The organism is Bacillus salitolerans (genome assembly GCF_042680805.1).
In the GTDB taxonomy this organism is placed as follows: domain Bacteria; phylum Bacillota; class Bacilli; order Bacillales; family SA4; genus Bacillus_CJ; species Bacillus_CJ salitolerans.
This window is the reverse complement of sequence record NZ_JBHUEM010000009.1, coordinates 150,063-176,350: the sequence shown is the minus strand read 5'-3', so window position 1 is coordinate 176,350 and position 26,288 is coordinate 150,063. Positions and strand designations below refer to the sequence as shown.

Sequence of the window (26,288 nt, the reverse complement as noted above, 5' to 3'; positions counted from 1 at the left end):
TCTTCTTCTTCACTCTAACCACCTCCTATTCACCAGAATCGACACTTTTAGTGTACTTTTATAACCTAGTTCGTGTCCAAATGAATAAGGGGGCTTAAAAGAAAATGTCGATTAAATCCTGCTATTCGACTTTTTACATCGCAAACCACTTCAAAATGTCGATTAAATCCTGTTATTCAACTTTTCACATCGCAAACCACTTCAAAATGTCGATTAAATCCTGTTTTTCGACTTTTCACATCGCAAACCACTTCGAAATGTCGATTATTTGAACCCAAACCTCAATCCTCATCAAATTACTATAGAATCATAAAGGTGGAACATAAAAAAAGACTGTCGAGAAAAATCTCGACAGCCTGAGAAGCCTTCTTTAAAAAGAGGCTTCTTTATTTTTTGAAGTAATGAGCTAAACCGTTAAAAATAGCGGTAGTTGCCTGTTCTTGATATTGTGATGACACTAAATGTCGTTCTTCAGAGCCATTGCTTAAAAAACCAAGCTCTAATAAAATCGACGGTCGTTTGTTTTCTCTTAATACATGGAAATTTCCATACACGACACCGCGATCAGAAAGTTTTGTTTGCTTGATCAATTCTGTGTGAATAGCTTTACCAAGTGAGTGATCTTTATTTTTTTGATAATAATATACGGTTGCTCCTTTTGCAGAAGTTGCCACAGAACTATCATAATGGAGGCTTAAAAAAGCATCTGCTTGATAATAGTGAGCAAAACTAACACGGTTGGTTAAGCTGACATAGACATCTTGGCTCCTAGTTAAAATCGTTTTAGCGCCTGCTGCTCTCAGCTTTTCGTCTAGGAGCTTTGCTGTACGTAAAGTTAGTACCTTTTCTAGCGTGCCATTTACTCCTTTTGCACCACTATCTCTTCCCCCGTGACCAGGATCAATAACAATCGTTCTACCAGAGAAGTACTGGTTCATACCTGGCTTTTCAACTTTTGGAATATTTCCTGTAGTTAATACAATCCACCCAGCAACATATCCGCTTGTCTTTTCGTCAATTGAAATTTTGTACCAATCATCAACCTTTTCTAAAATCGTAAAGGTGTCCCCTTGATTTGCCCGGTGTATAACGTCATTTCCTGTAGAAGGACCATTACGTATGTTTGTTGTATTGTATAACACTGTTACATATGAATTCTGATCTTCTTTAGTATCCGTTTCAGGAAGTGGTATGGTTGTTGTCTTATCTAAGTACCAGCCTGCAACCCATCCTTTACTTCCATCTGGAAGAATGACCTGACACCAATTATTTTCTTCTGCAACAACAGTCAGTTTATCACCCTTTTTCACCTTAGAAACAATGTTGCCACTTAGCGTAAAATGGTCTCGAACATTTAGGCTCGATGCTGTTACAGTCGCAACTAATTCGTTAGAAGAGTCTGGTGATTCCGTATTGGACAGATTTTCACCAAGTGAATCGTTTCCGTCTGGTTCTTCCCTAGAATCTGATTCTGTCGTGACGGTAATATAGTCTTGATGAACCCATCCTTTCCCATTTGTAATAGATACTTCATACCATTCATGTTGATTAGAAAGGATATTTAGTGTATCTCCTTTTTTTACTTTTCCAATGATGGGGGAGGTGAGTGAAGCCGTTTCTCTAACATTTAAAATGGTTGCCTTAACTATCCCTTTGGCATTGTTCGTTATTTGTTTTTCTTCTTTCTTTTTTATGTTTGCTTCAGGAACGCCTACTAGATAGTCTGAATGAACCCAGCCTACATAGTCCTTGAACGAGATTTTAATCCACTTCTCACTTTTTTCTATGTAAAGAGGGGAGTCATTCTTATTAATAAAACCAATGACCTGAAAATTCGTCCCAGGGCCACTTCTAATTCGAAGTTGGTCCACTGTTGCCTGAAGTTTATCTGTCTTCGTATTTGTAGGAGCTTCGTTCGTTACGGTTGAAATGAACCAACCAGCAACCCAACCCTCTTTCCCGCCTGTAAGTTTAATTTTAACCCATTCACTATCTGTTGAAAGAATTTCATACGATTCATCTTTCTTAACTGATGCTATGACATCGTAGGATAACCCTGGACCAGATCGTACATTCAGACTATCAACAGATATAAGCGCCTGTTTATTTTCAGCATTCGCCTCATTAATAGGTATAGATAAGGTTACAAGAGATAAAACTATCAATAGTATCATTGCCTTTTTCATTGGTGAGAAAAATACCTCCTTGTTCGTCAAAAAAAGTTCACTACATACATTTTCGATCTAGATGATGAAAATCCTGTAATTTTTTGAAATAAATTGATGAATAAGGGAACAATAAGGCGGGAACTGATTAATGTAGAAAGGAAGATTCTCTTGAGATTTAGTGAAAAGGGTGAATATGCAAATAACGGAAATCATCAAATATTTGGTATGAATTTTCATGATTTTATTCAAAATGAAAATAATAATTCAAGTATGGAATTAGCATCGGAATTCGGTTTGTCATTAAGGGAAGTTCGACAGTTAAAAAAACAGCTTGGTAGATCTTAACCAATAACGTGCAACAACTTCTTGACAACACAATTAAACATTCGTAATATAATAAACAATTATAATGAAAATAAATAAGAAAACACCAATGATGGAGACAAGTAATTAAGAACCATATGTTCAGAGAGGAAATGTAAAGCTGCGAGCATTTCTACATGATGACTTAATGAATGACACTCCGTAGGTTTCTCTCCGAAAACAGAGTAGGGGATGAACGTGACAGGCGTTAACTGTTCAAAAGTGGAAGTTTACATAGTATTTTAGAGAACATTCTCTATCTTAAACTTCAATTAGGGTGGCACCACGGGTACATTTATGCTCTCGTCCCTACTTCATTTCAACATGAAGTAGAGAGACGAGGGCATTTTTTATTGTAGGTACTTTGGCGAGCAAATCTTAATCTAGCTTCAGCGCCCAGCCCGCTTGAGGTAAAGAATATAAGGGAAAAACTGCACTTTCCTTCAGTTCAGAACATTTGCTCTGCCTGAGTCTACCTAGAGTGCATTCGCCTTTGTTCTTTTACAAAGGCAGAAGTGTCATCGCTCAGTCAAAATTTACAATGGTCATTCTTTTTGAGTGTTAGCTTAGTTTTCATATTTAGAAATAGGAGGAACGTGTATGTCTATTCAAATTCCTAGAGGAACTCAGGATATATTACCTGGCGATGTAGAACGCTGGCAGTATGTTGAGGGGAAGGCAAGACAAATATGTAAGAATTATAATTATAAAGAAATTAGAACCCCGATATTTGAGCATACTGACTTGTTTAAACGCGGTGTTGGAGATACAACAGACATAGTGCAAAAAGAGATGTATACATTTGATGACAGAGGTGGGCGTAGTATAACCCTTCGCCCAGAGGGAACCGCTGCAGTTGTAAGATCATTTGTTGAAAATAAGCTGTACGGATTACCAGATCAACCAACAAAATTATATTACATTGGTCCAATGTTCCGTTATGAACGTCCTCAATCTGGTCGTTTTCGTCAATTTGTTCAATTTGGAATTGAAGCATTAGGAAGTGCTGATCCTGCTATTGATGCAGAGGTAATCACTTTGGCGATGGATCTATACAGAAGTCTTGGTTTAAAAAAATTAAAGCTTGTGATTAATAGCTTAGGAGATAAGGATAGTAGAACAGCCCACCGAAATGCATTAATTCAACATTTTTCTCCGCGAATTGAAGAGTTTTGCACAGATTGTCAAAATCGGTTGGAAAAAAATCCATTACGTATCCTTGATTGTAAAAAGGATCGCGATCATGAGTTAATGAAGCTTGCACCGTCCATATTAGAGTATTTAAATAGTGATTCGAAATTGTACTTTGAGAAGGTACAGCAATATTTATCAGATGTTGGTATCGAGTATAGTGTTGACCCAGGACTTGTTCGAGGATTGGACTATTACAATCATACTGCGTTTGAAATTATGAGTGATGCGGAAGGTTTTGGTGCTATTACTACTTTAAGTGGTGGTGGACGATACAATGGTCTTGTCCAAGATATTGGCGGTCCAGAGACACCTGGAATCGGTTTTGCATTAAGTATTGAGAGACTACTGCTTGCGATAGAGGCAGAGAAAATTGAGCTTCCAGTTGAAGCTAGTATCGATTGCTATGTCGTAACTTTAGGAGAATTAGCAAAAGAAAAATCAGTAAAAATCGTAAATGATATTAGAAAAGTAGGCTTGTCAGTTGAAAAAGATTATTTAGACAAAAAAGTAAAAGCTCAATTTAAAGCAGCTGACAGACTCGGTGCAAAATATGTTGTGGTATTTGGAGACGATGAACTATCAAGAAATGTGGTTTCAGTCAAAAATTTACAAGATGGAGCACAAGAGGAAGTTGAAATCGATAGGCTTGTTTTATATTTAAACGATAAGATATTACGTTCATAACAGGAGGAAACGTCATGAAGGAAAGAACACATTATTGTGGAAATGTAACAGAGCAATTCATTGGTGAAACGGTACAACTTAAAGGCTGGGTGAATAAGCGAAGAGATTTGGGGGGGCTAATTTTTATTGATCTGCGGGATAAAACGGGTTTGGTGCAAGTTGTATTTAACCCTGAAGCTTCAAAGGAAGCTTTGCAAATTGCTGAGTCTGTTCGAAGTGAATATGTTCTTGCTATTCAAGGAAAAGTCGTAGAACGAGCTGAGAGTACGATAAATACGAATATGAAAACAGGTAAAATAGAAATCATTGCGGAATCACTTAGTATATTGAACGCAGCTAAAAATCCTCCTTTTGGTATCTCCGATCAAGTAGATGTATCTGAAGATGTACGACTGAAGTATCGTTACCTGGACCTGCGCAGACCAGAAATGTTAGAAACGTTTAAACTGCGTCATCGCGTAACAAAATCAATGCGTGATTACCTAGATACTGAAGGGTTTTTAGAGGTAGAAACCCCCATTTTAACAAAGAGTACTCCAGAAGGTGCACGTGACTACTTAGTGCCAAGTCGTGTACATCCAGGCGAGTTTTACGCATTACCTCAATCTCCGCAAATATTTAAGCAATTGTTAATGGTAGGTGGGTTTGAACGTTATTACCAAGTTGCTCGTTGTTTTCGAGATGAAGATTTAAGAGCTGACCGTCAACCAGAATTTACTCAAATCGATATAGAGGCATCATTCATGGATCAAGAAGAAATAATTGAAATGATGGAAAAAATGATGAAGCACGTATTAGAGGAAGCGAAAGGGATTGACGTAACTATTCCGTTTCCTCGACTTACTTATCAAGATGCAATGAGACGTTATGGATCTGATAAGCCAGACACAAGATTTGATATGGAGCTAATCGATGTTTCGAATATAGTGAAGGAATCTGGTTTTAAAGTATTTAGTAGTGCTGTTGAGAATGGTGGACAAGTAAAAGCCATTAATGTTAAAGCTGCTGCAACTGATTATTCTAGAAAAGATATTGATGCTTTAACCGAGTTTGTTTCTAGATATGGAGCAAAAGGGCTAGCTTGGCTAAAGGTCGAAGCTGATGGTTTAAAAGGTCCGATTTCAAAGTTTTTTGATGAAAATGAACAATCTATCCTATCAACAGCTTTATCGGCAGAAGAGAATGATTTATTGCTATTTGTAGCAGACAAGCCCGGAACCGTAGCCGATGGTCTTGGTGCACTTCGTTTAAAATTAGGTAAGGACCGAAAGCTTATTGATGAGAGCAAGTTTAATTTCTTATGGGTAACGGATTGGCCATTGTTGGAGTATGATGAGGATGCAAATCGTTATTTTGCAGCACACCATCCATTCACAATGCCAGTGAGAGAAGATTTAGATCAATTAGATAATGACCCAGCAAGTGTGCGTGCCCAGGCATATGATTTGGTGTTAAATGGCTATGAACTTGGTGGAGGATCATTACGTATTTATGAGAGACCGATTCAAGAGAAAATGTTTAAGACACTAGGCTTCACTCCTGAAGAAGCAAATGAACAATTTGGATTCCTATTAGAAGCCTTTGAATATGGCACACCCCCGCACGGTGGAATTGCCCTAGGCTTAGATCGTCTTGTTATGCTGCTTGCAGGACGAACGAATCTAAGAGATACGATTGCTTTCCCGAAAACGGCAAGTGCAAGCTGTTTACTGACAGAGGCGCCAAGCGCTGTAGCAGAAGAACAATTAAATGATCTAAGCCTTCAATTAAAATTAAAGGAAAAAGTTCAAAACAAGTTGTAGTCAACTTGAATCCGTTTTCATGGTATGGTACGATTAAATTAAGTTAAAGTCCTGATGTGTTCGTCTTATAACCTATTGTTTTGACCGAACAATAAGTTATACGGGAGCTTGGAGTTTTCAAATAGCGTAAATGCCTCTTGGATAGGAGGACTTACAAACATTTGGAACAGGGCACCCACCTGCAGAGTGCGGGATCAAAACGAAGGCTCAGGCGGCACAATTGGGACTTTCCGAACAAAAACTTTCACCCTATGCTAAAATTGCATAGGGTTTTTAGTTGAAAAAAAATATTTAAATCCTATTGAAATACTAGACATTACCGTTTAGTATGATATCGTTGAAAACGGGAAAAACAATAAAATAAGATTATAGAGAGAAAGTGGTGCAGTAGGATGTTACATCAGTTTTCACGTAATGAACTAGCTCTTGGAAAAGAAGGGCTACAAAAACTAAAAAATTCGACAGTTGCCGTTTTAGGTGTAGGTGGTGTAGGTAGTTTCTCAGCAGAAGCATTGGCAAGATCAGGAGTGGGAAGAATCGTATTAGTGGATAAGGATGATGTTGACATTACCAATATCAACCGACAAATTCACGCACTTTTATCAACAGTGGGTCGTCAGAAGGTTGAGTTGATGAAGGAGCGTATAGCGGACATTAATCCTGAGTGTGAAGTCATTGCGTTAAAAATGTTTTACACAGAGGAAACATATGAAAAATTCTTTAGCTATGGTTTAGATTGGGTAATCGATGCTTCTGATACCATTTCCTATAAAATACACGTAATGAAGGAATGCTTAAACCGTAATATCCCGATTATTTCAAGTATGGGTGCAGCAAATAAGACAGACCCAACACGCTTTAAAGTAGCAGACATTTCAAAAACCCACACGGATCCTTTAGCAAAGGTAATTCGAACAAAGTTAAGAAAAGAAGGAATTCATAAAGGTATCAAAGTTGTATTCTCTGATGAAAGTCCCATTGTAATTAGAGAGGATATTCGCCAAGAAATCGTTCCTGATTTAAATGCAAAAATTAGAAAAGCAAAAATGCCTCCATCATCTAATGCTTTTGTACCATCTGTTGCAGGATTGATAATGGCTGGGCATGTTATTACGGAAATTACAAAGGATATTCATATAAATAGAGTATCGCAAGGATAAGAATAGAAGAAACCCAAGCATTGATGTCGAATTTCTTAATGGAATTTTGACATCAATGCTTGGGTTATTTAATAGGTTAAGAAAGTTTCTGGTGTTTAGTTTATACAATGTTACCGTTAAATCTAGCTCCAGCGCCCAGCCAAGATGAAATGGCAATGATCTTTGCTATTTCATCCTACTCGAGGTCAAACAACCTGTCATGAATAAAAGGGAAAACCATACTTTTTCTCATGACAGAACATTTGCTCTTGCATAGGCTAGCCGGGGGCATTTGCTCCTTTTGGTCCTTTAGCTATATATGAGTATTTTTTTCTGTGTGTTTATTAGTTGTGTGCTATTTGGCAACTCTCTCTAGATTTCCATTCTTATCCATTTTAAATACAGGAGACTGTCTCTCTTCTGTATCATCAAACATCACCATCCGTCTAGCACGGTCCATGATTTGAACCAGCGCTTGGTAATCCTCTTGGATGGTTTCATGCTGACTTGATAAATGTTTTACTTTACGTTCTAATTCCTCACTTTTCTTGCGGAGATCTTCATTTTCTCTTCTTAATCTCTCATTCTCCTGTTTAGCTTCCGAACCAGCTGTTCCTTCATGCTTTAGTGAGGTTAAAAATGAAATAACATCGTCAATTGATAGATTCTTTTTTGTAGGATGGCTTGATGTATCTACTCGTGTTGTTAATTCTTCTGACACCTCTTCCTTGTAGGAAGGAGAATAGCCTTTAGAAGGAGTAGGCGATTTTTTAGGTTGAGAAGAGGCTGTTACGGAAGCAGAATTGGCAAGGGCCCTCTTTCTCTCTTTTCTTTGTTTTTTGGCAATTTGCATCGCTTGCTCATATTGCTTTCGTACCTCAGCATTCCAACGAAACCCACAAGCGGCTGAAGTTCTGTTTAATTTATCTCCTACCTCTTCAAAGGCTTGAAGCTGTGTTCCACCTTCACGTACATAACGAAGAACTGTTTCCGCTAGTAATAAATCATCTTCATGAGACCATGCATCAGAACGAACTTTCATATATAATCACTCCTATTATTTTCGTAGCTTTGATAACTTTTTAACTAGCATTTACCGAATAGGAGGTTTTTATACATTTTCATAGTTTCAAACAGAGCAAAAGATTCATGAAAAAGCTAAGGATACTAGATGTTTACTACTTCGTGATGATTCAAGATGGTCTGTATATAGTATGATTTACTATTTATTGTTTTTTTGAATGTTTTCATAGATTGAAGATATAGCTTGTTCAAACTTTCCAGTCTTTTTAGGCTGATAATACTTATTATTTTTTATGGCATCTGGCAAGTATTGTTGCTTTACCCAGCCTGACTCAAAATCATGTGGAAATTGATAACCAATGCCTCTTCCTAATGACTTAGCGCCTTGATAATGAGCATCTTTTAGATGAGGTGGGATATCACCTATCTGACCTTTTCGTATATCTTCTAATGCCTTGTCAATAGCTGAAATGGCTGAATTCGACTTTGGTGATAGACATAGTTCAATCACGGCATTGGCAAGTGGTATTCTAGCTTCTGGAAACCCAATTCTTTCAGCTGCTTCAATAGCTGATAAGGTTCGGGGGCCAGCGCTAGGACTTGCTAGACCGATATCTTCATATGCAATGACTAACAATCTACGACAAATACTTACAAGGTCTCCTACTTCAATTAGTCTGCCAAGATAATGCAAGGCAGCATTAACATCACTTCCGCGTATAGACTTTTGAAAGGCTGATAACACATCATAATGACCATCCCCATCTTTATCATAAGTTAGACTTTTTTTCTGTAAACACTCTTCCATAATGGATAGACTGATTTTGATCCAATTCTCTTCATTTGGCTTTGTTGATAAAACTGCCAGCTCTAATGCATTGAGGGCGGATCTAGTATCTCCATTGGAGGCGGATGCAAGATGTATAAGTGCATCTTGACTAATCGATACTTGATAGTTTCCTAAACCCTTTTCTTTATCCTGTAAAGCGCGGTTAATTAACTTCATAATATCATCTGGGTGTAATGGAGTTAGTTCGAATATTTGACACCGACTTCGAATAGCGGGATTAATTGCGTGAAAAGGATTGCTTGTGGTGGCACCGATTAATGTAATAAGACCTCGCTCAAGATGAGGTAATAAAAAATCTTGTTTTGCTTTATCTAAACGGTGAACTTCATCAAGGATCACAATTAGTTTTCCATACATTTTTGCTTCCTCAACAGCAATTTCCATATCCTTTTTATGATGAACGACTGCATTGAGCATTCTAAAATGAGTATTTGTACTACCTGCAATTGCACTTGCAATAGATGTCTTTCCAACACCAGGAGGGCCGTATAATATCATGGAAGAAATATGGTTAGCACCAACCATCCTTCGTAATATTTTCCCATCACCAACTAGATGCTCTTGTCCAATAATTTCATCAATGTTCGTTGGTCGCATTCGATAGGCTAAAGGTTGCTTCGACATAATATCTCTCCCATTAGTAAAATTTCTATTATCATACCATTGTTTTAAAAAGTCTTAAAATGTATTAACCTGTAAATTGTGCTATAATGGCATATGTTTAATGAAATGAATAATGTCTAAGTTGATCTAGAGACAATTGAAGAATATACATAGAAAAGTTGAGAGAGAAGGTTTATGATGAAAAGGGAGAATAAGGCACCTATTCAATATTCAGCCTCTAAATGGTTGATTTTTTTATTGGGTTTATTGGTGATGGCATTTGGTATTGTGTTAATGATTAAGGCAGATATTGGAAGTGCCCCCTGGGACGTTTTTCACATCGGTCTTTTTATACAATTTGGACTAACGATAGGATCATGGTCAATTATTGTTGGTTTTTTTGTATTGATGATTGGGAGTTTAATGTCAAAAGCTTGGCCACAATTAGGTGCCTTTTTAAATATGCTTCTAGTTGGTGTTTTTATCGATTTATTTATGATGCTTCCATTTCTTGTAACGCCCCAATCATTAATGGGTCAGGTTATGATGCTTCTTGTGGGTATAGTCATTATTGGTTACGGAATAGGGCTATATATTTCGGCTAAATGTGGTGCTGGTCCTAGAGATATGTTAATGCTAGTATTAACCAAAAAAACAGGTTGGAAAGTTCAACATATCCGTCTGTTTATGGAGGTTATTGTACTAACATTAGGTTATTTTATGGGCGGACCTATTTTTATTGGAACAATCATATTTTGCATAACGATTGGTCCAATCGTTGGCATAACTCTACCGCAATGTGAGAAGGCTGTTGAAAAAATATTAAAACCAACTCTTGATCATCCAGTTCGAGCAGAGATGTAATTGAGATAGTTGTAAGTCAAACGTAGTAGATAAGGGGATAAAGGAGTGTATAAAGCTTGAAAATTTCTACAAAAGGTCGATATGGATTAACCATTATGATTGAATTAGCTAAACAGTTTGGTGAAGGACCGATTCCACTTAAGTCAATCGCCCAAGCTCACGAACTTTCAGAGCACTATTTAGAGCAGTTGATAGCTCCGCTAAGAAATGCTGGACTTGTTAAAAGTATGAGAGGCGCATACGGTGGATATTTACTAGCAAAAGAGCCTACAAACATAACAGCGGGCGATGTGATAAGAATATTAGAAGGACCTATTAGCCCTGTTGAAGTATTAGATGATGAAGAGCCAGCAAAGCGGGAATTGTGGATTCGTATTAGGGACGCAGTGAAGGAAGTATTAGATAGCACAACACTCGAGGATCTTGCTAGTTATACAGATGGTGACCAAGATGCTTATATGTTTTATATTTAGGAAATAATGAAGTTGACTTTGAAATTGAGGAGAATTTCCAATGAAAGAACCAATTTACGTCGATCATGCTGCAACATCTCCTGTTCATCCATCAGTAGCTGAAAGCATGCTTCCTTATATGACAACGGTATTTGGCAATCCTTCAAGTATTCACTCATTTGGTCGGAAAAGCAGACAAGTCATTGATCAAGCTAGAGAATCGATTGCCAAATTAATTGGTGCAAAGGAAAGCGAAATAATCTTTACTAGTGGTGGAACAGAAGCCGATAACATGGCAATAGTAGGAGTTGCCACTGCCAATCAACATAAAGGAAAACACATTATTACAACATCCATTGAACACCATGCAGTACTACATACGTGCCAAACCCTTGAAAAACAAGGATTTGAAGTAACTTATTTATCTGTTAATGAAGCTGGTGTCATTGACTTGAATGAATTAAAGAATGCAATGCGAACCGACACCATTCTTGTTACTGTGATGTTCGGAAACAATGAAGTCGGTACTCTCCAACCAATCGAAGAGATAGCAGCGTTACTGACTGAATATGATGTATATTTTCATTCCGATGCTGTTCAAGCATATGGATCAGTACCAATTCGAGTTGATCAATTAAAGGTGGATTTGTTATCTGTTTCTGCTCATAAGATTAATGGTCCAAAAGGTGTTGGATTTCTATATGTTAGAGAAGGAACAAAATTAAATCCTCTTACATTTGGTGGTGAGCAGGAACGAAAGAGACGAGCTGGAACGGAAAATGTTCCTGGTATTGTGGGCTTAATGAATGCTATGAAAATTTCACAAAGTGAATTACAATCCAAACAGATCCGTTTTCAGGAATTTCAAGAACTATTTATACAAACTCTTGATGAACATCAAATTAACTATGAAATAAATGGAAAAAATGCAAAACGACTTCCACATATTTTAAATCTCTATTTTCCAGGTATTAACATTGAGTCGTTTTTAGTGAATCTAGATCTTGCAGGAGTAGCCGCATCTAGTGGATCCGCGTGTACAGCAGGATCCATTGAACCTTCTCACGTTCTTTGTGCCCTTTTCGGAACAGAGTCAGAACGGACAAAGGCTTCCATACGATACAGTTTTGGGTTAGGAAATACAAAAGAACAAATCCAAATAGTTGCAGAAGAGACTGCAAACATAGTAAAACGTTTAACAAGGAGGTGACACACATGACTATTAAAACACCAACTGAAACAAGAGTTATTATCGGAATGTCTGGTGGAGTCGACTCAAGTGTTGCTGCGCTGTTATTAAAGGAACAAGGATACGATGTAATTGGAATCTTTATGAAAAACTGGGATGATACAGATGAATTTGGGGTTTGTACAGCCACTGAAGACTATAATGATGTCATAAAAGTCTGTAATCAAATTGGGATTCCATACTATGCCGTAAATTTCGAAAAACAATATTGGGAAAAAGTCTTCACGTACTTTCTTGATGAATATAAAGGTGGAAGAACACCAAATCCGGACGTTATGTGTAATAAAGAAATTAAATTTAAAGCATTTTTAGAGCATGCCATTGAACTTGGAGCGGATTACTTAGCAACAGGGCATTATGCTAGAGTAGCCTACCAAGATGGTGAATATAAGATGCTTAGAGGGATTGATCAGAATAAAGATCAAACCTACTTTTTAAATCAATTAGGACAAGCGCAATTAAGTAAAGTGATGTTTCCTTTAGGTGATTTACCGAAAACAAGGGTAAGAGAAATGGCGAAGGAAGCAGGCTTAGCAACCGCAACCAAAAAAGACAGTACAGGTATTTGTTTTATAGGAGAACGGAATTTCAAGGAGTTCTTAAGTCAATATTTACCTGCTCAGCCTGGGGAAATGCAAACACTTCAGGGGGAAGGAAAAGGAAGACACGATGGATTAATGTACTACACGATTGGTCAAAGACAAGGACTTGGGATTGGTGGTAGTGGTGATCCTTGGTTTGTTGTCGGCAAAAACTTAGAGAAGAATATTTTATATGTGGAGCAAGGCTTTCACAATGATTTACTTTATTCTGATGAAATAACTGCGACCAATATCAACTGGGTTTCTGATCAAGTGCCAAATTCAGATGTGAAATGTACAGCAAAGTTTAGATATCGCCAAGAGGACCATGGAGTAACTGTCAAAATTCTAGACAATCACAACGTGAAAGTAATATTTGATGAACCAGTTCGAGCAATTACGCCTGGTCAGGCTGTTGTCTTCTATAAGGGTGAAGAATGTTTAGGTGGAGGCACAATAGACGATGTGTTTCGTAATGGAAAGCAGCTTTGGTATGTATAATGGTTAATTAAAAGAATCAGAAAACCTCAACCTATTGGTTGAGGTCTTCTTACGATAATAAATGATGAGAAAGGATGCCGGTCAATGACAGATAAAAATAAACAAGGAATTCAGTTTATGCAAGAAGGAAAGCTCGAAGAAGCAGCGAAAGTGTTTACTGAAGCGTTAGAAGAAAATCCATCAGACCCGATCGCCACTGTAAACTTTGGAAATGTATTAGCTGCAATAGGGGATAGTGAGAGAGCGCTTGCTTTTTATAAAAGGGCAATAAAGTTAGATGATAACTTAGCTACGGCTTATTACAGTGTTGGAACTATTTATTTTGAAATGGATGATCTACCTAAATCAGTTCATTTTTTTTCAGTAGCAATTGAGAAGGGATTACAGACTTCTGATGTATTTTTTATGCTAGGACTAACTTACATGGGCCAAGAACAGTTTAAATTAGCTCTTCCATACTTACAGCGTGCCGTCGAGCTTAATCAAGAGGACGAGGAAGCAAAGTTCCAGTATGGTCTTTGTTTAGCTCAAGTAAGTTTAATTGATGAAGCAATCAAACAGTTTGAGGAATTAGTGGATATGGATGTTGAAAATTCAGATGTATTTTTTAACCTAGGCGTGGCATACGCACATAAGGATGAAAATAAAAAAGCATTGGATATGTTCAATAAAGCATTAGACATACAACCTGATCATTTATTAGCTGGGAATGGAAAAAGATTACTAGAACAAGCGTTAGAAAAATAAAAGGCAGTGACATAGAGAGGGGGAGTGAAATGGCAGATAGTGAAAAATTCGTGAGAGGCTATCCGATTGTAACGATTTTTCATAATGAATCTAACCTTTATTCTGTGATTCGGATTAAGATACAAGAGACAACTGAAAATTATGAAGATAAAGAAGCAATTGTTACGGGCTACTTTCCTCCTCTTTTAGAACATGAAACGTATACTTTCTTTGGTATGTTTAAAGATCATCCCCGTTTTGGTATTCAATATCATGTCAATCACTTTAGGAAAGAAATACCACAAACCGAACAAGGCATCATACAGTACTTATCTAGTGATTTATTTAAAGGTATAGGAAGAAAGACAGCATCGAAAATCGTAGAAACACTTGGGGAAAATGCCATTAGTAAAATAATGAATGATCCAAATGTGTTAAAGAAAGTTGCGGGACTTTCAAATGAAAAGGCATTAGAGCTATCAAGTTCACTTCAAGAACACCAAGGTTTAGAGCAAATCATGGTTACCTTAAATCAATATGGATTTGGTCCACAATTGGCTATGAAAATTTATCAAACCTATCGTGATCAAACCATAACAATCATCCAAAAAAATCCATATCAGTTAATCGTAGATGTTGAAGGAATAGGATTTACAAAGGCTGATGAATTAGGTAAAGCAATTGGTTTAGTTGGTAGTCATCCTGATCGAATAAAGGCAGGCTGTTTATACATAATAGAACATCTTTGTATGCAAGAGGGGCATGTGTATATACAAGGTGAACAGTTACTTGATAAGGTTCAATATCTGTTGGAAAATAGCCAATCAGATAGGATTTCATTTAACGACATTTCTCGGGAAATTGTACACCTTGTTGAGGAAGGGAAAATGATTTATGAAGATGGAAGATACTATCAGCCATCCATATATTTTGCTGAAAAGGGCCTTGTTACGAGTATTAAGAGAATTATGGATCAATCTGAATATAAGGATCAATTTCCGGAGTCTGAGTTTCTTTTAGCACTTGGTGGCTTAGAGGAGAGACTTAAGGTTCAATATGCACCCTCACAAAAGGACGCAATTCAAAAAGCGTTGTCTTCTCCTATGCTGCTTCTTACAGGTGGACCTGGGACAGGAAAAACGACCGTCATTAAAGGAATAGTTGAAGTTTATGCAGAGCTTCATGGATGTTCATTAGAGCCGAAGGATTATAAAAAGGAGGAACCTTTTCCATTTCTTTTAGTAGCTCCTACTGGTAGGGCTGCTAAAAGAATGAATGAGTCAACTGGGCTTCCAGCTGTTACTATCCACCGATTACTCGGTTGGAATGGGACGGATGGATTTGAGCATGATGAGGATAATCCCATCGAAGGAAAGCTGTTAATTGTTGACGAAGTTTCAATGGTCGATATATGGCTAGCGAATCAGCTGTTTAAATCGCTACCTTCCTCCATTCAAGTGATATTAGTTGGTGATGAAGATCAACTTCCATCGGTAGGACCTGGACAAGTGCTGAGAGATTTGTTATCAGCTGAGGTCATTCCTACTGTTAGACTTGTTGATATATTTAGGCAATCGGAAAACTCTACAATCATTCAGTTGGCTCATGAAATGAAACAAGGAAAATTACCATCGGACATTCTACTTCCAAAACCGGACCGATCCTTTATTAAGTGTAATCAAAATCAAGTCGTAGATGTCGTTAAGAAAGTATGTGGGAATGCAATGACTAAAGGATACCACGCGAGAGATATTCAAGTGTTAGCTCCAATGTATAAGGGACCAGCTGGTATCGATCGGTTAAATAGTGAGCTACAGGCATTATTTAATCCTAAAACGGATCAAAAACGCGAGCTATTGTTTGGGGAAAAAACGTTTAGAATAGGTGATAAAGTTTTACAATTAGTCAATCAGCCCGACCAAAATGTGTTTAATGGTGATTTTGGTGAGGTCGTATCAATCTTTTATGCAAAAGAAAATACGGAAAAGGAAGATCTAGTTGTTATTTCATTTGAAGGTACAGAAGTTACTTATAAAAAACAAGATCTTACGCAGATTACTCACGCTTATTGTTGCTCTGTACATAAATCACAAGGAAGCGAATTTCCAATTGTTATTTTTCCAGTTGTAAAAGGTTATTTCCGAATGCTCCGACGAAATTTAATTTATACTGCTATTACTAGAAGTAAGGAATTTTTAATATTATGCGGGGAAGAAGAGACATTAAACCAGGGAATAAAAAGAACAGAAGATAAAGAAAGGCAAACTTCCTTAATGAAACGACTAAAAAGTTCCTTTGGGATTAACATACAGGTACATCAAAAACAAACAGAACAGTCTAGAGATGAAGAGATTGAACTTTCAGTTGAGGCAGAAAGAATGGCAATGGCAAACATTTCACCTTATGACTTTATGGATTAAGGCAAATCATAAAAATGTTCGGAAAGGTGGGGGTACTTTTGCGAACATTTTCTTTAATAAAAGGCCTACCTGTTTTTCATAACAAAACGGGAAAATATATGGGCACTATACGTGATTTACTGCTTTCCAATAAAGGGGATATTCAATCGATTGTCGTGGATGGAAAAGGGTTATTCCACCCTGATCATCTTATCGACTTTAATCACATCATTTCATTTGGACAAGACGGTGTGATGATTCACGAACATTTAGAACAATTGAAACGAAAAAAAGCAGAGTCCTACTATCTTAGTCATCATCATGGATTGTTAGGTCGAGACCTCTACTCAACTGAAGGGGAAAGGCTAGGAATTATTGATGATGTATATTTTGACGAGAAATTGGGCACTATTTTAGGGTATGAAGTATCGGAAGGGTTCTTTGCTGATATTGCAGAAGGTAAAAAAGTAATTCCAACTAAAAACCCTCTTCAATTTGGCGAAGATATTATCCAAATAGAAATTGACACCTAATAGAGGAGGCCCTAATTCGTGCAGTGCCCAAATTGTCGAAGCAAAGATATAGGAAAAATCGGAGTTAATCAATATTATTGCTGGAATTGTTTTATTGAGCTTTCTGTTTCAAAAGGTGTGATGAATGTTCATCAAGTCGAAGAGGATGGAACACTTAGCTCATTAGACGACTTATTTGGTGAGGATGAACGAATAATAAATATGTAAAACAAATAAGGAGTGGTCAGCATGAACAGAACATTGACATCATTAATTGCCATGGGTGTTGGTGCATACGCATATCACAAAGCACAAGAGAGAAATTTGATGTCGAACCGCAACATGAAAAAACTCCGAAAACGTATGACCAATTTATTACCATAATGTGTAAAAGTGAAATCCCTGTTAATTACAACAGGGATTTCTTGTTATGTAAACAATGAATAAATCATTAATGAAGGTTAACCATAGAATTAAGGAGGGGTAAAGAGTGAAGAAGTCCCATATTAACTGGATTTTAAGACTTGTGATACTTCTGCTTATTTTTCTATGTCTTTTTATGTTTAAGAAAATAGAACTTTACTGGGCCCCTTTCTACAAAGCAGTTTTAGCAATATTTATACCTTTTTTGATAGCATCTTTTATCACATATTTATTGCATCCTTTGATTGAGAAGCTACATGGTCATAATATACCAAGGCCAATAGCCATACTCGTCATTTACTTATTGTTCTTTGGAGGACTCGGCTTTGCTTTATATAAAGGTGTACCTCAAATCATTTTTCAGATTAGAGAGTTTACGAATAATGTGCCTAATTTATTTGAACAATATCGAGAATGGTCGCTTGTAATCCATTCACAAACAGAGCAATTTCCAGAAGGACTTCATGCAAGAATAGAAGAAGGACTCCAAAATATTGAAGAAGGGCTAGGTTCTCTTTTAACTTTATTAGTTGAAGGAATTAAATCCTTATTAAATTATATTATCATTCTTGCCCTTATCCCTTTTCTAGTTTTTTATATGCTGAAGGACTATAACTTAATGAAAAGATCATTATGGTACGTAACTCCAAGAAGATGGAGAAAACCAGGCGTTCGGTTTCTACGTGATATTGATCAATCACTAGGAAATTATATAAGAGGACAACTGCTAGTTTGTTTAGTAATTGGGGTATTAGCTTCGGTGGGATTATGGATGATTGGTATGAAATATCCTCTTCTGCTCGGAACCATCATTGGAATTACTAATATTATCCCATATTTTGGACCCATATTTGGAGCGGTGCCTGCTTTATTAATTTCTGTTACGATATCTGGAAAAATGGTGATTTGGGTTACAGTTCTAATCTTTTCTTTACAGTTTATTGAAGGGAATCTCTTATCACCCATTATTGTTGGAAAGAGCTTGCATATGCATCCAGTAATTATTATGTTTGCGTTATTAGTAGGTGGGGAATTGGGTGGAATCATTGGACTTATAGTAGCAGTTCCTCTTCTTGCAATCATAAAAGTTACTATACTTCATGCAAAAGTTCACTTTTCAAGGCATTGACAAACAATATTCACATTGTCTATAATAGCGCATATCAATATAATCAAAGATTTTAAATCGATGAAGGAAATGAGTACGTTACAGCCCACATTAAGAGAGGAATTCCCTTGGCTGAAAGGAATTCTATGTGAGAGAGTAACCGAAGCTATTCCGAAGAATAGGCTAATACCCTATCGTCTGTTTCTACGTTACAGAAATCCAAGGTGATGACTTCCTAAAGGTAGTCATAATCAGGGTGGTACCGCGACTAACTCTCGTCCCTGTTTTTTTATAAAACAGGGGTGGGAGTTTTTTTATTGCTAAGAAATAATAAAAGTTATTATTGTGGGTAATTTGGCGAGTAAATCTGAATCAAGCTTCAGCGCCCAGCCCGCCTGAGGTCAAATAACCTGAAGTGAATATAAGGGAATAACCGACCTTTTCTTCACTTTTGAACATTTACTCTGCCTGAGGCTACCCAAGGTCGCTTGTACCATTTGTTCTTGTCAATTTAATAATATTTATAGGAGGAAATAAAAAATGAAAAATTTATCGTCAGCTCAAGTACGACAGATGTTTTTAGATTTCTTTAAGGAAAAAGGCCATTCAGTAGAACCTAGTCGTTCGTTAGTACCGCACGAGGATCCGTCTCTACTTTGGATCAACAGCGGTGTTGCAACACTGAAGAAATATTTCGATGGTCGTGTAATTCCAGATAACCCGAAAATTTGTAATGCACAAAAGTCTATTCGTACAAATGATATTGAAAATGTAGGGAAAACTGCTCGCCACCACACATTCTTTGAAATGTTAGGAAATTTCTCGATCGGTGATTACTTTAAAAAGGAATCGATCCATTGGGCATGGGAATTTTTAACGAGTGAAGAATGGATTGGATTTGAAAAAGAAAAACTCTCCGTAACCATTCATCCCGAGGATGAAGAAGCTTATAAAATCTGGTTAGAAGAAATTGGTATACCAAAGGAGAGAATTATTCGTCTTGAAGGCAACTATTGGGACATTGGTGAAGGACCAAGTGGACCTAATACAGAGATCTTTTATGATCGCGGCGAGAGCTATGGAAATGACCCGTCGGACTCGGAGTTATATCCTGGCGGAGAAAATGATCGTTATTTAGAAGTATGGAACCTTGTGTTTTCTCAGTTTAACCATAATCCAGATGGTACGTACACACCATTGCCTAAGAAGAACATTGATACAGGTATGGGCCTTGAGCGGATGTGTTCGGTTATTCAAAATGTTCCAACTACTTTTGATACAGATTTATTCATGCCAATTATTGAAGCAACGGAAAAAATCTCAGGGGAGCGTTATGGCGGACAAAAAGAGAAAGATGTCGCATTTAAAGTCATTGCTGATCATATCCGTACCGTTACTTTCGCTGTTGGGGACGGGGCTTTGCCATCAAATGAAGGAAGAGGTTATGTATTAAGACGCTTACTTAGAAGAGCAGTTCGATATGCTAAGCAATTAAATATCCACCGTCCATTTATGGTAGAACTAGTACCAGTAGTAGCAGAGATTATGGTTGACTACTATCCAGAAGTAAAGGAAAAGTCAGAATTCATTCAAAAGGTTATCAAAAATGAGGAAGAAAGATTTCATGAGACTTTAAACGAAGGACTCGCAATATTATCTACTGTCATTAAAGCTCAGAAAGAAAAGAACGAAAATACGATACCTGGATCAGATGTGTTCCGTTTATATGATACGTATGGTTTCCCTGTGGAATTAACAGAAGAGTACGCAGAAGAAGAAGGAATGAAGGTAGACCACGAAGGCTTTGAAGCTGAAATGAACAGCCAACGTGAGCGTGCAAGAGCTGCTAGGCAAGATGTAGGCTCTATGCAAGTACAAGGCGGGGTTCTTGGTGATATTAAAGCAGAGAGCTCATTTAGTGGGTATGAACAAATAGAAGAAAACTCTACGGTAGTAGAAATTGTAAAAGATAATGCATTTGTATCAGCACTTCGAGAAGGGGAAGAAGCTCAGCTCGTTTTAAATATCACACCTTTTTATGCTGAAAGTGGTGGTCAAGTAGCTGATAAAGGATATTTACAGAATGATGCAGTTAAAGTTTTTGTTAAGGATGTTCAAAAAGCACCAAACGGTCAGCATTTACATCATGTAATTGTTGAACAGGGAACTCTTGAAAAAGGAATGGACGTAAAAGCAGTAATCAATGACGAGCTTAGATCTAGTATCATAAAAAACCACACTGCAACCCATTTACTTCACCAAGCCTTAAAAGATGTGTTAGGAAATCATGTCAACCAAGCTGGTTCATTAGTAACACCAGACAGATTACGTTTTGATTTTTCACATTTTGGACAAGTAAAACAAGAGGAACTAGAGCAAATTGAATCGATTGTAAATGAGAAAATATGGAAAAGTATCACGGTTGAAATATCCAATCGCTCATTAGATGAAGCTAAAGCAATGGGTGCTATGGCATTATTCGGAGAAAAGTACGGAAATATTGTACGTGTTGTTCAAGTAGGAGACTACTCACTTGAGCTTTGTGGTGGATGCCACGTTCCAAACACGGCTGTAATTGGATTATTTAAGATTGTTTCTGAATCTGGGATTGGGGCAGGAACAAGACGTATTGAGGCAGTGACAGGTAAATCCGCTTATGAAGTGATGAATGATCAAATCAGTTTATTACAAGAGGCAGCGTTCAAGCTAAAAGCAAATCCAAAAGATATTGTTAGCAGAATTGAAGGGCTTCAAGGAGAAATTAAACAGCTTCATCGAGAAAATGAATCATTATCTGCAAAATTAGGCAATATAGAAGCATCTAATCTTACTAATAAGATTCAGGAAATTAATGGAGTAAACGTGTTAGCTAGTAAAGTAAATGCTACTGATATGAATAACCTCCGTTCAATGGTGGACGAATTAAAGAAAAAACTGGGGTCAGGTGTAATCATTTTAGGCTCAGTAGCTGGAGAAGATAAAGTGAATCTATCAGCGGGGGTAACGGAAGATCTCATTTCTAAGGGCTATCATGCTGGAAAGCTAATCAAAGAAGTAGCAACACGCTGTGGAGGCGGTGGTGGTGGCCGTGCTGATATGGCACAGGCTGGAGGAAAAGATCCTAAAAAATTAGATCAAGCACTTGAATCAACGTTCGAATGGGTCCGTTCAATCTAATTGAACTTGATGGAGGGAAATAGGGAATGTGCGACCCTATTTCCTACTATACATATATTTTAAAGCTTTATTTTTAGTATTTTTCAAGGCTTTGCTTTATTATAGGAAATGGTTGTTGTACAATATAGGTAAATGTTGACAAGCTGGACTTGAGAGTGAGGTGTAAACATGAGCTCTTTTGATAAAACAATGAAATTTAATGTTCAAGATGAGCAAATTGATACAAATGTCGATGAGGTCCTTTCTACTGTTTATGAGGCACTACAGGAAAAAGGCTATAATCCGATTAATCAAATTGTCGGCTATTTGTTATCAGGAGATCCTGCCTATATTCCAAGACATAAGGATGCCAGGAATATTATTAGGAAATTGGAAAGAGACGAATTAATTGAAGAACTTGTAAAATCATATTTGAAAAACAATCGTGGTGTATAACATGAGAATTATGGGATTGGACGTTGGTACGAAAACCCTTGGTGTTTCTATGAGTGATGAAATGGGTTGGACTGCACAAGGGGTAGAAACTGTTCGAATTAATGAGGAAAAAAAAGAGTTCGGATTTAAACGTCTAAAAGAAATAATTGATGAATATGGAGTAGATACTATTGTTGTTGGTCTACCTAGAAATATGAACGGGACGATTGGCCCCCGTGGTGAAGCATGTCAACAATATGCCGAAATGTTAAAAGAAGCATTTCAATTGCCAGTCGTATTATGGGACGAGCGATTATCGACAATGGCAGCAGAGCGCCTTCTTATTACTGCAGATGTAAGCAGAAAGAAACGAAAGAAAGTGATTGATAAAATGGCAGCATCTGTTATACTTCAAGGTTATTTAGATAGCAAAAATTGACGAGGTGAAAAGAATGGAACATGGTGAAAAACAAATAACTGTAATAGACGATAATGGTAACGAACAATTATGCGAGGTACTATTTACGTTCGAATCAGATAAATTTAAGAAAAATTATGTCCTTTACTACCCAATTAGTGGTGACCAAGCTGATGAGGAAGATGTAGAGATTCACGCTTCAAGCTTCTCACCAGGTGAAAATGATGAGGGAGAGCTTTCACCAATTGAGACAGAAGAAGAGTGGGATATGATCGAGGAAATGCTTAATACCTTCCTAGATGAGCAAGAAGAGGAAGAGGAAGAAGAATAAAAAATAAAGGACAAGCCTTTGGGCTTGTTTTTTTTGTATAAGTTAAGAAAATATACGTTTCTGGTGTTTAGTTCATACAATGTTACGGCTAAATCCAGCGTCAGCGCCCAGCCACACGAGGTCAAATAACCCTAAATGAGTGAACGGGGAAGAACACCCTTTTTCTCATATAGGAACATTTGCCTATCGTGGCTAGACGAAAAAACATTGGACATTTAGAAGCACTTTGACTTGTGAAATGTTAAAGAGCGGGGTTCAATTGGACATTTAGAAGCACTTCGACTTGTGAAATGTCAAAGAGCAGGGTTCAATTATACATTTTGAATCACTTATACTTGTGAAACTCCTTTTCGAACAGGGAGGATTTTTACGAGGTGACAAGCCTTTAGGGCTGTATTTTATTTAATAAAGAAAAAAATTGCCCCCTTTTGTAATTAATTGGCGAAAAACAGAAAAATTATAGTATAATAAGTCCGTTGAGGGGAGGGCTATCGATGTTTTCATTCGATTCTGACGACGATAAACTTAAACAGAAGCTCCTTGAAAAGCATCAAGAAGCAAGAATAGTGAGAAGAATCGTTCTAATAATTTCACTTATAATCTTTTTGTTAATAGGAGGAGGAATCGCGTTCGGGTATTCTTATATTAAATCTGCTTTACAACCAGTAGACCCGACAAATTCCACGCCTATAGATGTAACAGTTCCAATGGGTTCATCTCCAACTAAGATTGCGAATATTCTACAAGAGCATGGTATTGTCAAAAATGCTAAAATTTTTAAATACTACATTAAATTTAAAAATGAAGGGGATTTCCAAGCTGGAGAATATAAGCTCAATCAATCCATGACCTTTGAGGAAATCATAGCAAGTTTGAAAACGGGTAAGGTTATTCAAGAAGCTGTTTTCTCACTTACGATACCAGAAGGAAAACACCTAGAACAAATCGCCAAAATAATACATGAAAAAGTAGGGCATTCAGAGGAAGATATAATGAACAAGCTGAATGATATTGAATATCTGAAAAAGCTTGTCGAGTTATACCCTTCTATTTTAACGGATGAAATATTTAAAGAGGGCATCCGCTACCCACTAGAAGGCTATTTATATCCTGCAACGTATTCCTTTTATAAGGCAAATCCAAGTATTGAAGAAATTATCCAAACGATGCTAGATAAGACCGAGGAAATTGTTTCGTCGTATCAGGATGGCTTAGCTGAAAAGGAAATGACCGTTCATGAACTCCTGACTCTTGCTTCCTTAATAGAAGAAGAAGCTACTGGTCAAACGGACCGGGAAAAGATTTCAAGTGTTTTCTATAACAGGATGGATATCAACATGCCACTGCAAACGGATCCTACGGTATTATATGCACTCGGCGAACATAAGGACAGAGTACTATATGTAGATTTAGAAGTAGAATCACCTTATAATACCTATATAATTCAAGGCTTGCCGATTGGCCCTATTGCAAATGCAGGGGAAATGTCTATAAAAGCAGCCCTTTATCCAGCTGAAACTAATTTCCTTTACTTCCTTGCTACAAAAGAAGGAGAAGTGATTTTTACGAAATCCCTAGAAGAACATAACCGGGAAAAAGCAAAACATATTCAATAATTTATTTCTCTAAAATTGCGTTCTAGCAGTAAATGATCTCAATAGGGGAATGTGACTCGAAAAATTCGCATTCCCCTATTCTTTATGTTAAAATATATCGAGTTGATTACAGAAGGAGGGACAATTATGGTGCCTTCGGAAATTGAAGCTTATTTAGAATCCCTGATTCCAAACCGAGAACCTTTACTAGCTAAGATGGAACAATATGCGAAGGAAAATGATGTTCCGATTATGGAATTAATAGGAATCGAAGCATTACTTCAATTGCTTAGACTTGTGGAACCAAAAGCCATTTTAGAAATCGGAACGGCTATCGGTTATTCGGCCATTAGAATGGCAAAAGCACTTCCAGAAACTAAAATAGTGACAATAGAACGTGATGAAGAGCGCTATAATAAGGCGCTTTCTTATATTAAAGAGGCAAATGTAGAGAACCAAATAAAGGTTATTCTTTCAGATGCCTTAGATGTAACGATTAGTGGAACATTTGATTGCATTTTTATTGATGCTGCAAAGGGACAGTATACCAAGTTTTTTGAGAAATATGAGCAGCACTTGGCAAAAAGCGGAGTCATTATTTCTGATAATGTTCTATTTAAAGGTCTCGTTGCTGCAAATAATACTGATAATAGACGAATTAAGAGCCTTGTAAAGAAAATACAAGGTTATAATGATTGGCTAATGAATCACCCATCCTACCATACAACAATTTTACCAATTGGGGATGGCATTGCTATAAGTAAGTTGAAGAGGTGAAAGTATGAAAAAACCTGAATTATTGGTTACTCCAACAAGTGTAGAAGATATTATTCCATTAATAAACGCAGGAGCAGACGCATTTATAATAGGTGAAGAGCAGTTTGGTTTGCGTTTAGCAGGGGAGTTTTCAAGAGAGGATGTTAAAATATCTGTTACACGAGCTCATGAGCATGGAAAAAAAGTGTATGTTGCGATGAATGCTATTTTTCATAATGAAAAAGTTGATGATCTAGCGGACTATATTCGTTTTCTGTCAGAAGTAGGAGCAGATGCAATCGTATTTGGAGATCCAGCTGTTCTCATGGTCGCAAGGGAAGTAGCTCCAGACATGGTGCTTCATTGGAATACAGAAACAACAGCTACAAATTGGTATACATGTAATTATTGGGGACGCAAAGGAGCAAAACGTGCTGTTTTAGCGAGAGAAATAAACATGGATGCTATTGTTGAAATGAAGGAGAATGCTGAGGTAGAGCTTGAGGTTCAAGTTCATGGAATGACAGCTATGTTTCAATCCAAACGGTCATTGATCGGTAATTATTTTCAATTTCAAGGTAAAACATTAGAGATTGAAAATCGAAAAAATCATAAATCTATGTTCCTTCATGACAAAGAACGAGAAAATAAATATCCTATCTTTGAGGATGCGAATGGCACACACATCATGAGCCCTAATGATATCTGTATTATTGATGAATTAGAGGAAATGATAGATGCCAATGTTGATTCTTTTAAAATCGATGGTATTTTAAAGACCCCAGAATATATTATTGAGGTTACTCGGAAATATCGTAAAGCGATTGATTTATGCGTTCTGGATCGTGATGCTTATGAAGAGCAAAAAGAAGGATTTTTACATGAAATTGAACAAATTCAACCTACAAACCGTCCGTTAGATACAGGATTTTTCTTTAAAGAGACCGTTTATTAAG

The 26,288-nt window shown here is 37.1% G+C and carries 24 protein-coding genes, 1 other RNA gene and 2 other annotated features; of the genes, 22 read left to right on the top strand and 3 right to left on the bottom strand.

Going from position 1 to position 26,288, the window contains the following annotated elements; all coding sequences use genetic code 11:
• Positions 1-386 precede the first annotated feature (386 nt).
• On the bottom strand, positions 387-2,186 hold the full coding sequence (locus ACFSCX_RS09005) for an SH3 domain-containing protein (RefSeq protein ID WP_377927866.1): 1,800 nt from the start codon (positions 2,184-2,186) through the stop codon (positions 387-389).
• A 150-nt stretch (positions 2,187-2,336) separates the two neighbouring features.
• On the opposite strand from ACFSCX_RS09005, the gene ACFSCX_RS09000 reads away from it, so the two are divergent.
• The 5 genes from ACFSCX_RS09000 (at position 2,337) to ACFSCX_RS08980 (ending at position 7,371) form a co-directional block, all read left to right on the top strand.
• Positions 2,337-2,513: a hypothetical protein gene (locus ACFSCX_RS09000; RefSeq protein ID WP_377927865.1), complete on the top strand. Its 177-nt coding sequence runs from the start codon at positions 2,337-2,339 to the stop codon at positions 2,511-2,513.
• A 79-nt stretch (positions 2,514-2,592) separates the two neighbouring features.
• Positions 2,593-2,845, top strand: a binding site (T-box leader).
• Positions 2,846-3,131: 286 nt separating this feature from the next.
• Complete coding sequence (gene hisS, locus ACFSCX_RS08995) at positions 3,132-4,409, top strand: histidine--tRNA ligase (RefSeq protein ID WP_377927864.1); 1,278 nt, start codon at positions 3,132-3,134, stop codon at positions 4,407-4,409.
• A gap of 14 nt (positions 4,410-4,423) precedes the next feature.
• Positions 4,424-6,211 (top strand): aspartate--tRNA ligase, encoded by a 1,788-nt coding sequence (gene aspS / locus ACFSCX_RS08990; RefSeq protein WP_377927863.1) that lies wholly within the window; start codon positions 4,424-4,426, stop codon positions 6,209-6,211.
• A 45-nt stretch (positions 6,212-6,256) separates the two neighbouring features.
• Positions 6,257-6,442: non-coding RNA, 6S RNA (ssrS, locus tag ACFSCX_RS08985), on the top strand.
• A 161-nt stretch (positions 6,443-6,603) separates the two neighbouring features.
• On the top strand, positions 6,604-7,371 hold the full coding sequence (locus ACFSCX_RS08980) for a tRNA threonylcarbamoyladenosine dehydratase (protein ID WP_377927862.1): 768 nt from the start codon (positions 6,604-6,606) through the stop codon (positions 7,369-7,371).
• A 334-nt stretch (positions 7,372-7,705) separates the two neighbouring features.
• On the opposite strand, the gene ACFSCX_RS08975 is transcribed toward ACFSCX_RS08980, so the two are convergent.
• Positions 7,706-8,392, bottom strand: a complete 687-nt coding sequence (locus tag ACFSCX_RS08975; protein WP_377927861.1) for an RsfA family transcriptional regulator — start codon at positions 8,390-8,392, stop codon at positions 7,706-7,708.
• A gap of 180 nt (positions 8,393-8,572) precedes the next feature.
• Complete coding sequence (locus ACFSCX_RS08970; RefSeq protein WP_377927860.1) at positions 8,573-9,847, bottom strand: replication-associated recombination protein A; 1,275 nt, start codon at positions 9,845-9,847, stop codon at positions 8,573-8,575.
• Positions 9,848-10,024: 177 nt separating this feature from the next.
• On the opposite strand from ACFSCX_RS08970, the gene ACFSCX_RS08965 reads away from it, so the two are divergent.
• The 17 genes from ACFSCX_RS08965 (at position 10,025) to ACFSCX_RS08885 (ending at position 26,287) form a co-directional block, all read left to right on the top strand.
• Positions 10,025-10,690 carry a YczE/YyaS/YitT family protein gene (locus ACFSCX_RS08965; RefSeq protein ID WP_377927859.1) on the top strand — a complete coding sequence of 222 codons (666 nt, stop codon included), beginning with the start codon at positions 10,025-10,027 and terminating at the stop codon, positions 10,688-10,690.
• Between the two features lie 56 nt (positions 10,691-10,746).
• Positions 10,747-11,163 carry a cysteine metabolism transcriptional regulator CymR gene (gene cymR, locus ACFSCX_RS08960; RefSeq protein WP_377927858.1) on the top strand — a complete coding sequence of 139 codons (417 nt, stop codon included), beginning with the start codon at positions 10,747-10,749 and terminating at the stop codon, positions 11,161-11,163.
• Positions 11,164-11,203: 40 nt separating this feature from the next.
• Positions 11,204-12,352, top strand: coding sequence for a cysteine desulfurase family protein (locus tag ACFSCX_RS08955; RefSeq protein WP_377927857.1), 1,149 nt, complete (start codon positions 11,204-11,206; stop codon positions 12,350-12,352).
• A gap of 5 nt (positions 12,353-12,357) precedes the next feature.
• Positions 12,358-13,473 carry a tRNA 2-thiouridine(34) synthase MnmA gene (gene mnmA, locus ACFSCX_RS08950; protein ID WP_377927856.1) on the top strand — a complete coding sequence of 372 codons (1,116 nt, stop codon included), beginning with the start codon at positions 12,358-12,360 and terminating at the stop codon, positions 13,471-13,473.
• An 84-nt stretch (positions 13,474-13,557) separates the two neighbouring features.
• On the top strand, positions 13,558-14,220 hold the full coding sequence (locus ACFSCX_RS08945) for a tetratricopeptide repeat protein (protein ID WP_377927855.1): 663 nt from the start codon (positions 13,558-13,560) through the stop codon (positions 14,218-14,220).
• A 29-nt stretch (positions 14,221-14,249) separates the two neighbouring features.
• Positions 14,250-16,619, top strand: a complete 2,370-nt coding sequence (recD2, locus tag ACFSCX_RS08940; RefSeq protein WP_377927854.1) for an SF1B family DNA helicase RecD2 — start codon at positions 14,250-14,252, stop codon at positions 16,617-16,619.
• A 38-nt stretch (positions 16,620-16,657) separates the two neighbouring features.
• Complete coding sequence (locus ACFSCX_RS08935) at positions 16,658-17,131, top strand: PRC-barrel domain-containing protein (protein WP_377927853.1); 474 nt, start codon at positions 16,658-16,660, stop codon at positions 17,129-17,131.
• An 18-nt stretch (positions 17,132-17,149) separates the two neighbouring features.
• Complete coding sequence (locus tag ACFSCX_RS08930) at positions 17,150-17,338, top strand: hypothetical protein (RefSeq protein WP_377927852.1); 189 nt, start codon at positions 17,150-17,152, stop codon at positions 17,336-17,338.
• A gap of 21 nt (positions 17,339-17,359) precedes the next feature.
• Positions 17,360-17,494, top strand: coding sequence for a YrzQ family protein (locus ACFSCX_RS08925; protein WP_377927851.1), 135 nt, complete (start codon positions 17,360-17,362; stop codon positions 17,492-17,494).
• Positions 17,495-17,600: 106 nt separating this feature from the next.
• The gene (locus ACFSCX_RS08920; RefSeq protein WP_377927850.1) at positions 17,601-18,662 is read left to right on the top strand and encodes an AI-2E family transporter; all 1,062 of its coding nucleotides are present in this window, start codon (positions 17,601-17,603) and stop codon (positions 18,660-18,662) included.
• Between the two features lie 51 nt (positions 18,663-18,713).
• Positions 18,714-18,927 (top strand) — a binding site (T-box leader).
• A 254-nt stretch (positions 18,928-19,181) separates the two neighbouring features.
• Positions 19,182-21,818, top strand: coding sequence for an alanine--tRNA ligase (gene alaS, locus ACFSCX_RS08915; RefSeq protein WP_377927849.1), 2,637 nt, complete (start codon positions 19,182-19,184; stop codon positions 21,816-21,818).
• 168 nt (positions 21,819-21,986) lie between these two features.
• Positions 21,987-22,253 carry an IreB family regulatory phosphoprotein gene (locus ACFSCX_RS08910; protein WP_377927848.1) on the top strand — a complete coding sequence of 89 codons (267 nt, stop codon included), beginning with the start codon at positions 21,987-21,989 and terminating at the stop codon, positions 22,251-22,253.
• A 1-nt stretch (position 22,254) separates the two neighbouring features.
• Positions 22,255-22,671, top strand: coding sequence for a Holliday junction resolvase RuvX (ruvX, locus tag ACFSCX_RS08905; RefSeq protein WP_377927847.1), 417 nt, complete (start codon positions 22,255-22,257; stop codon positions 22,669-22,671).
• Positions 22,672-22,684: 13 nt separating this feature from the next.
• Positions 22,685-22,981 (top strand): DUF1292 domain-containing protein, encoded by a 297-nt coding sequence (locus ACFSCX_RS08900; protein WP_377927846.1) that lies wholly within the window; start codon positions 22,685-22,687, stop codon positions 22,979-22,981.
• Between the two features lie 494 nt (positions 22,982-23,475).
• On the top strand, positions 23,476-24,597 hold the full coding sequence (gene mltG / locus ACFSCX_RS08895; RefSeq protein WP_377927845.1) for an endolytic transglycosylase MltG: 1,122 nt from the start codon (positions 23,476-23,478) through the stop codon (positions 24,595-24,597).
• A gap of 126 nt (positions 24,598-24,723) precedes the next feature.
• Entirely contained in the window at positions 24,724-25,353 is a 630-nt protein-coding gene (locus ACFSCX_RS08890) for an O-methyltransferase (protein WP_377927844.1), read from the top strand.
• 4 nt (positions 25,354-25,357) lie between these two features.
• Entirely contained in the window at positions 25,358-26,287 is a 930-nt protein-coding gene (locus ACFSCX_RS08885) for a peptidase U32 family protein (protein ID WP_377927843.1), read from the top strand.
• Position 26,288 lies beyond the last annotated feature (1 nt).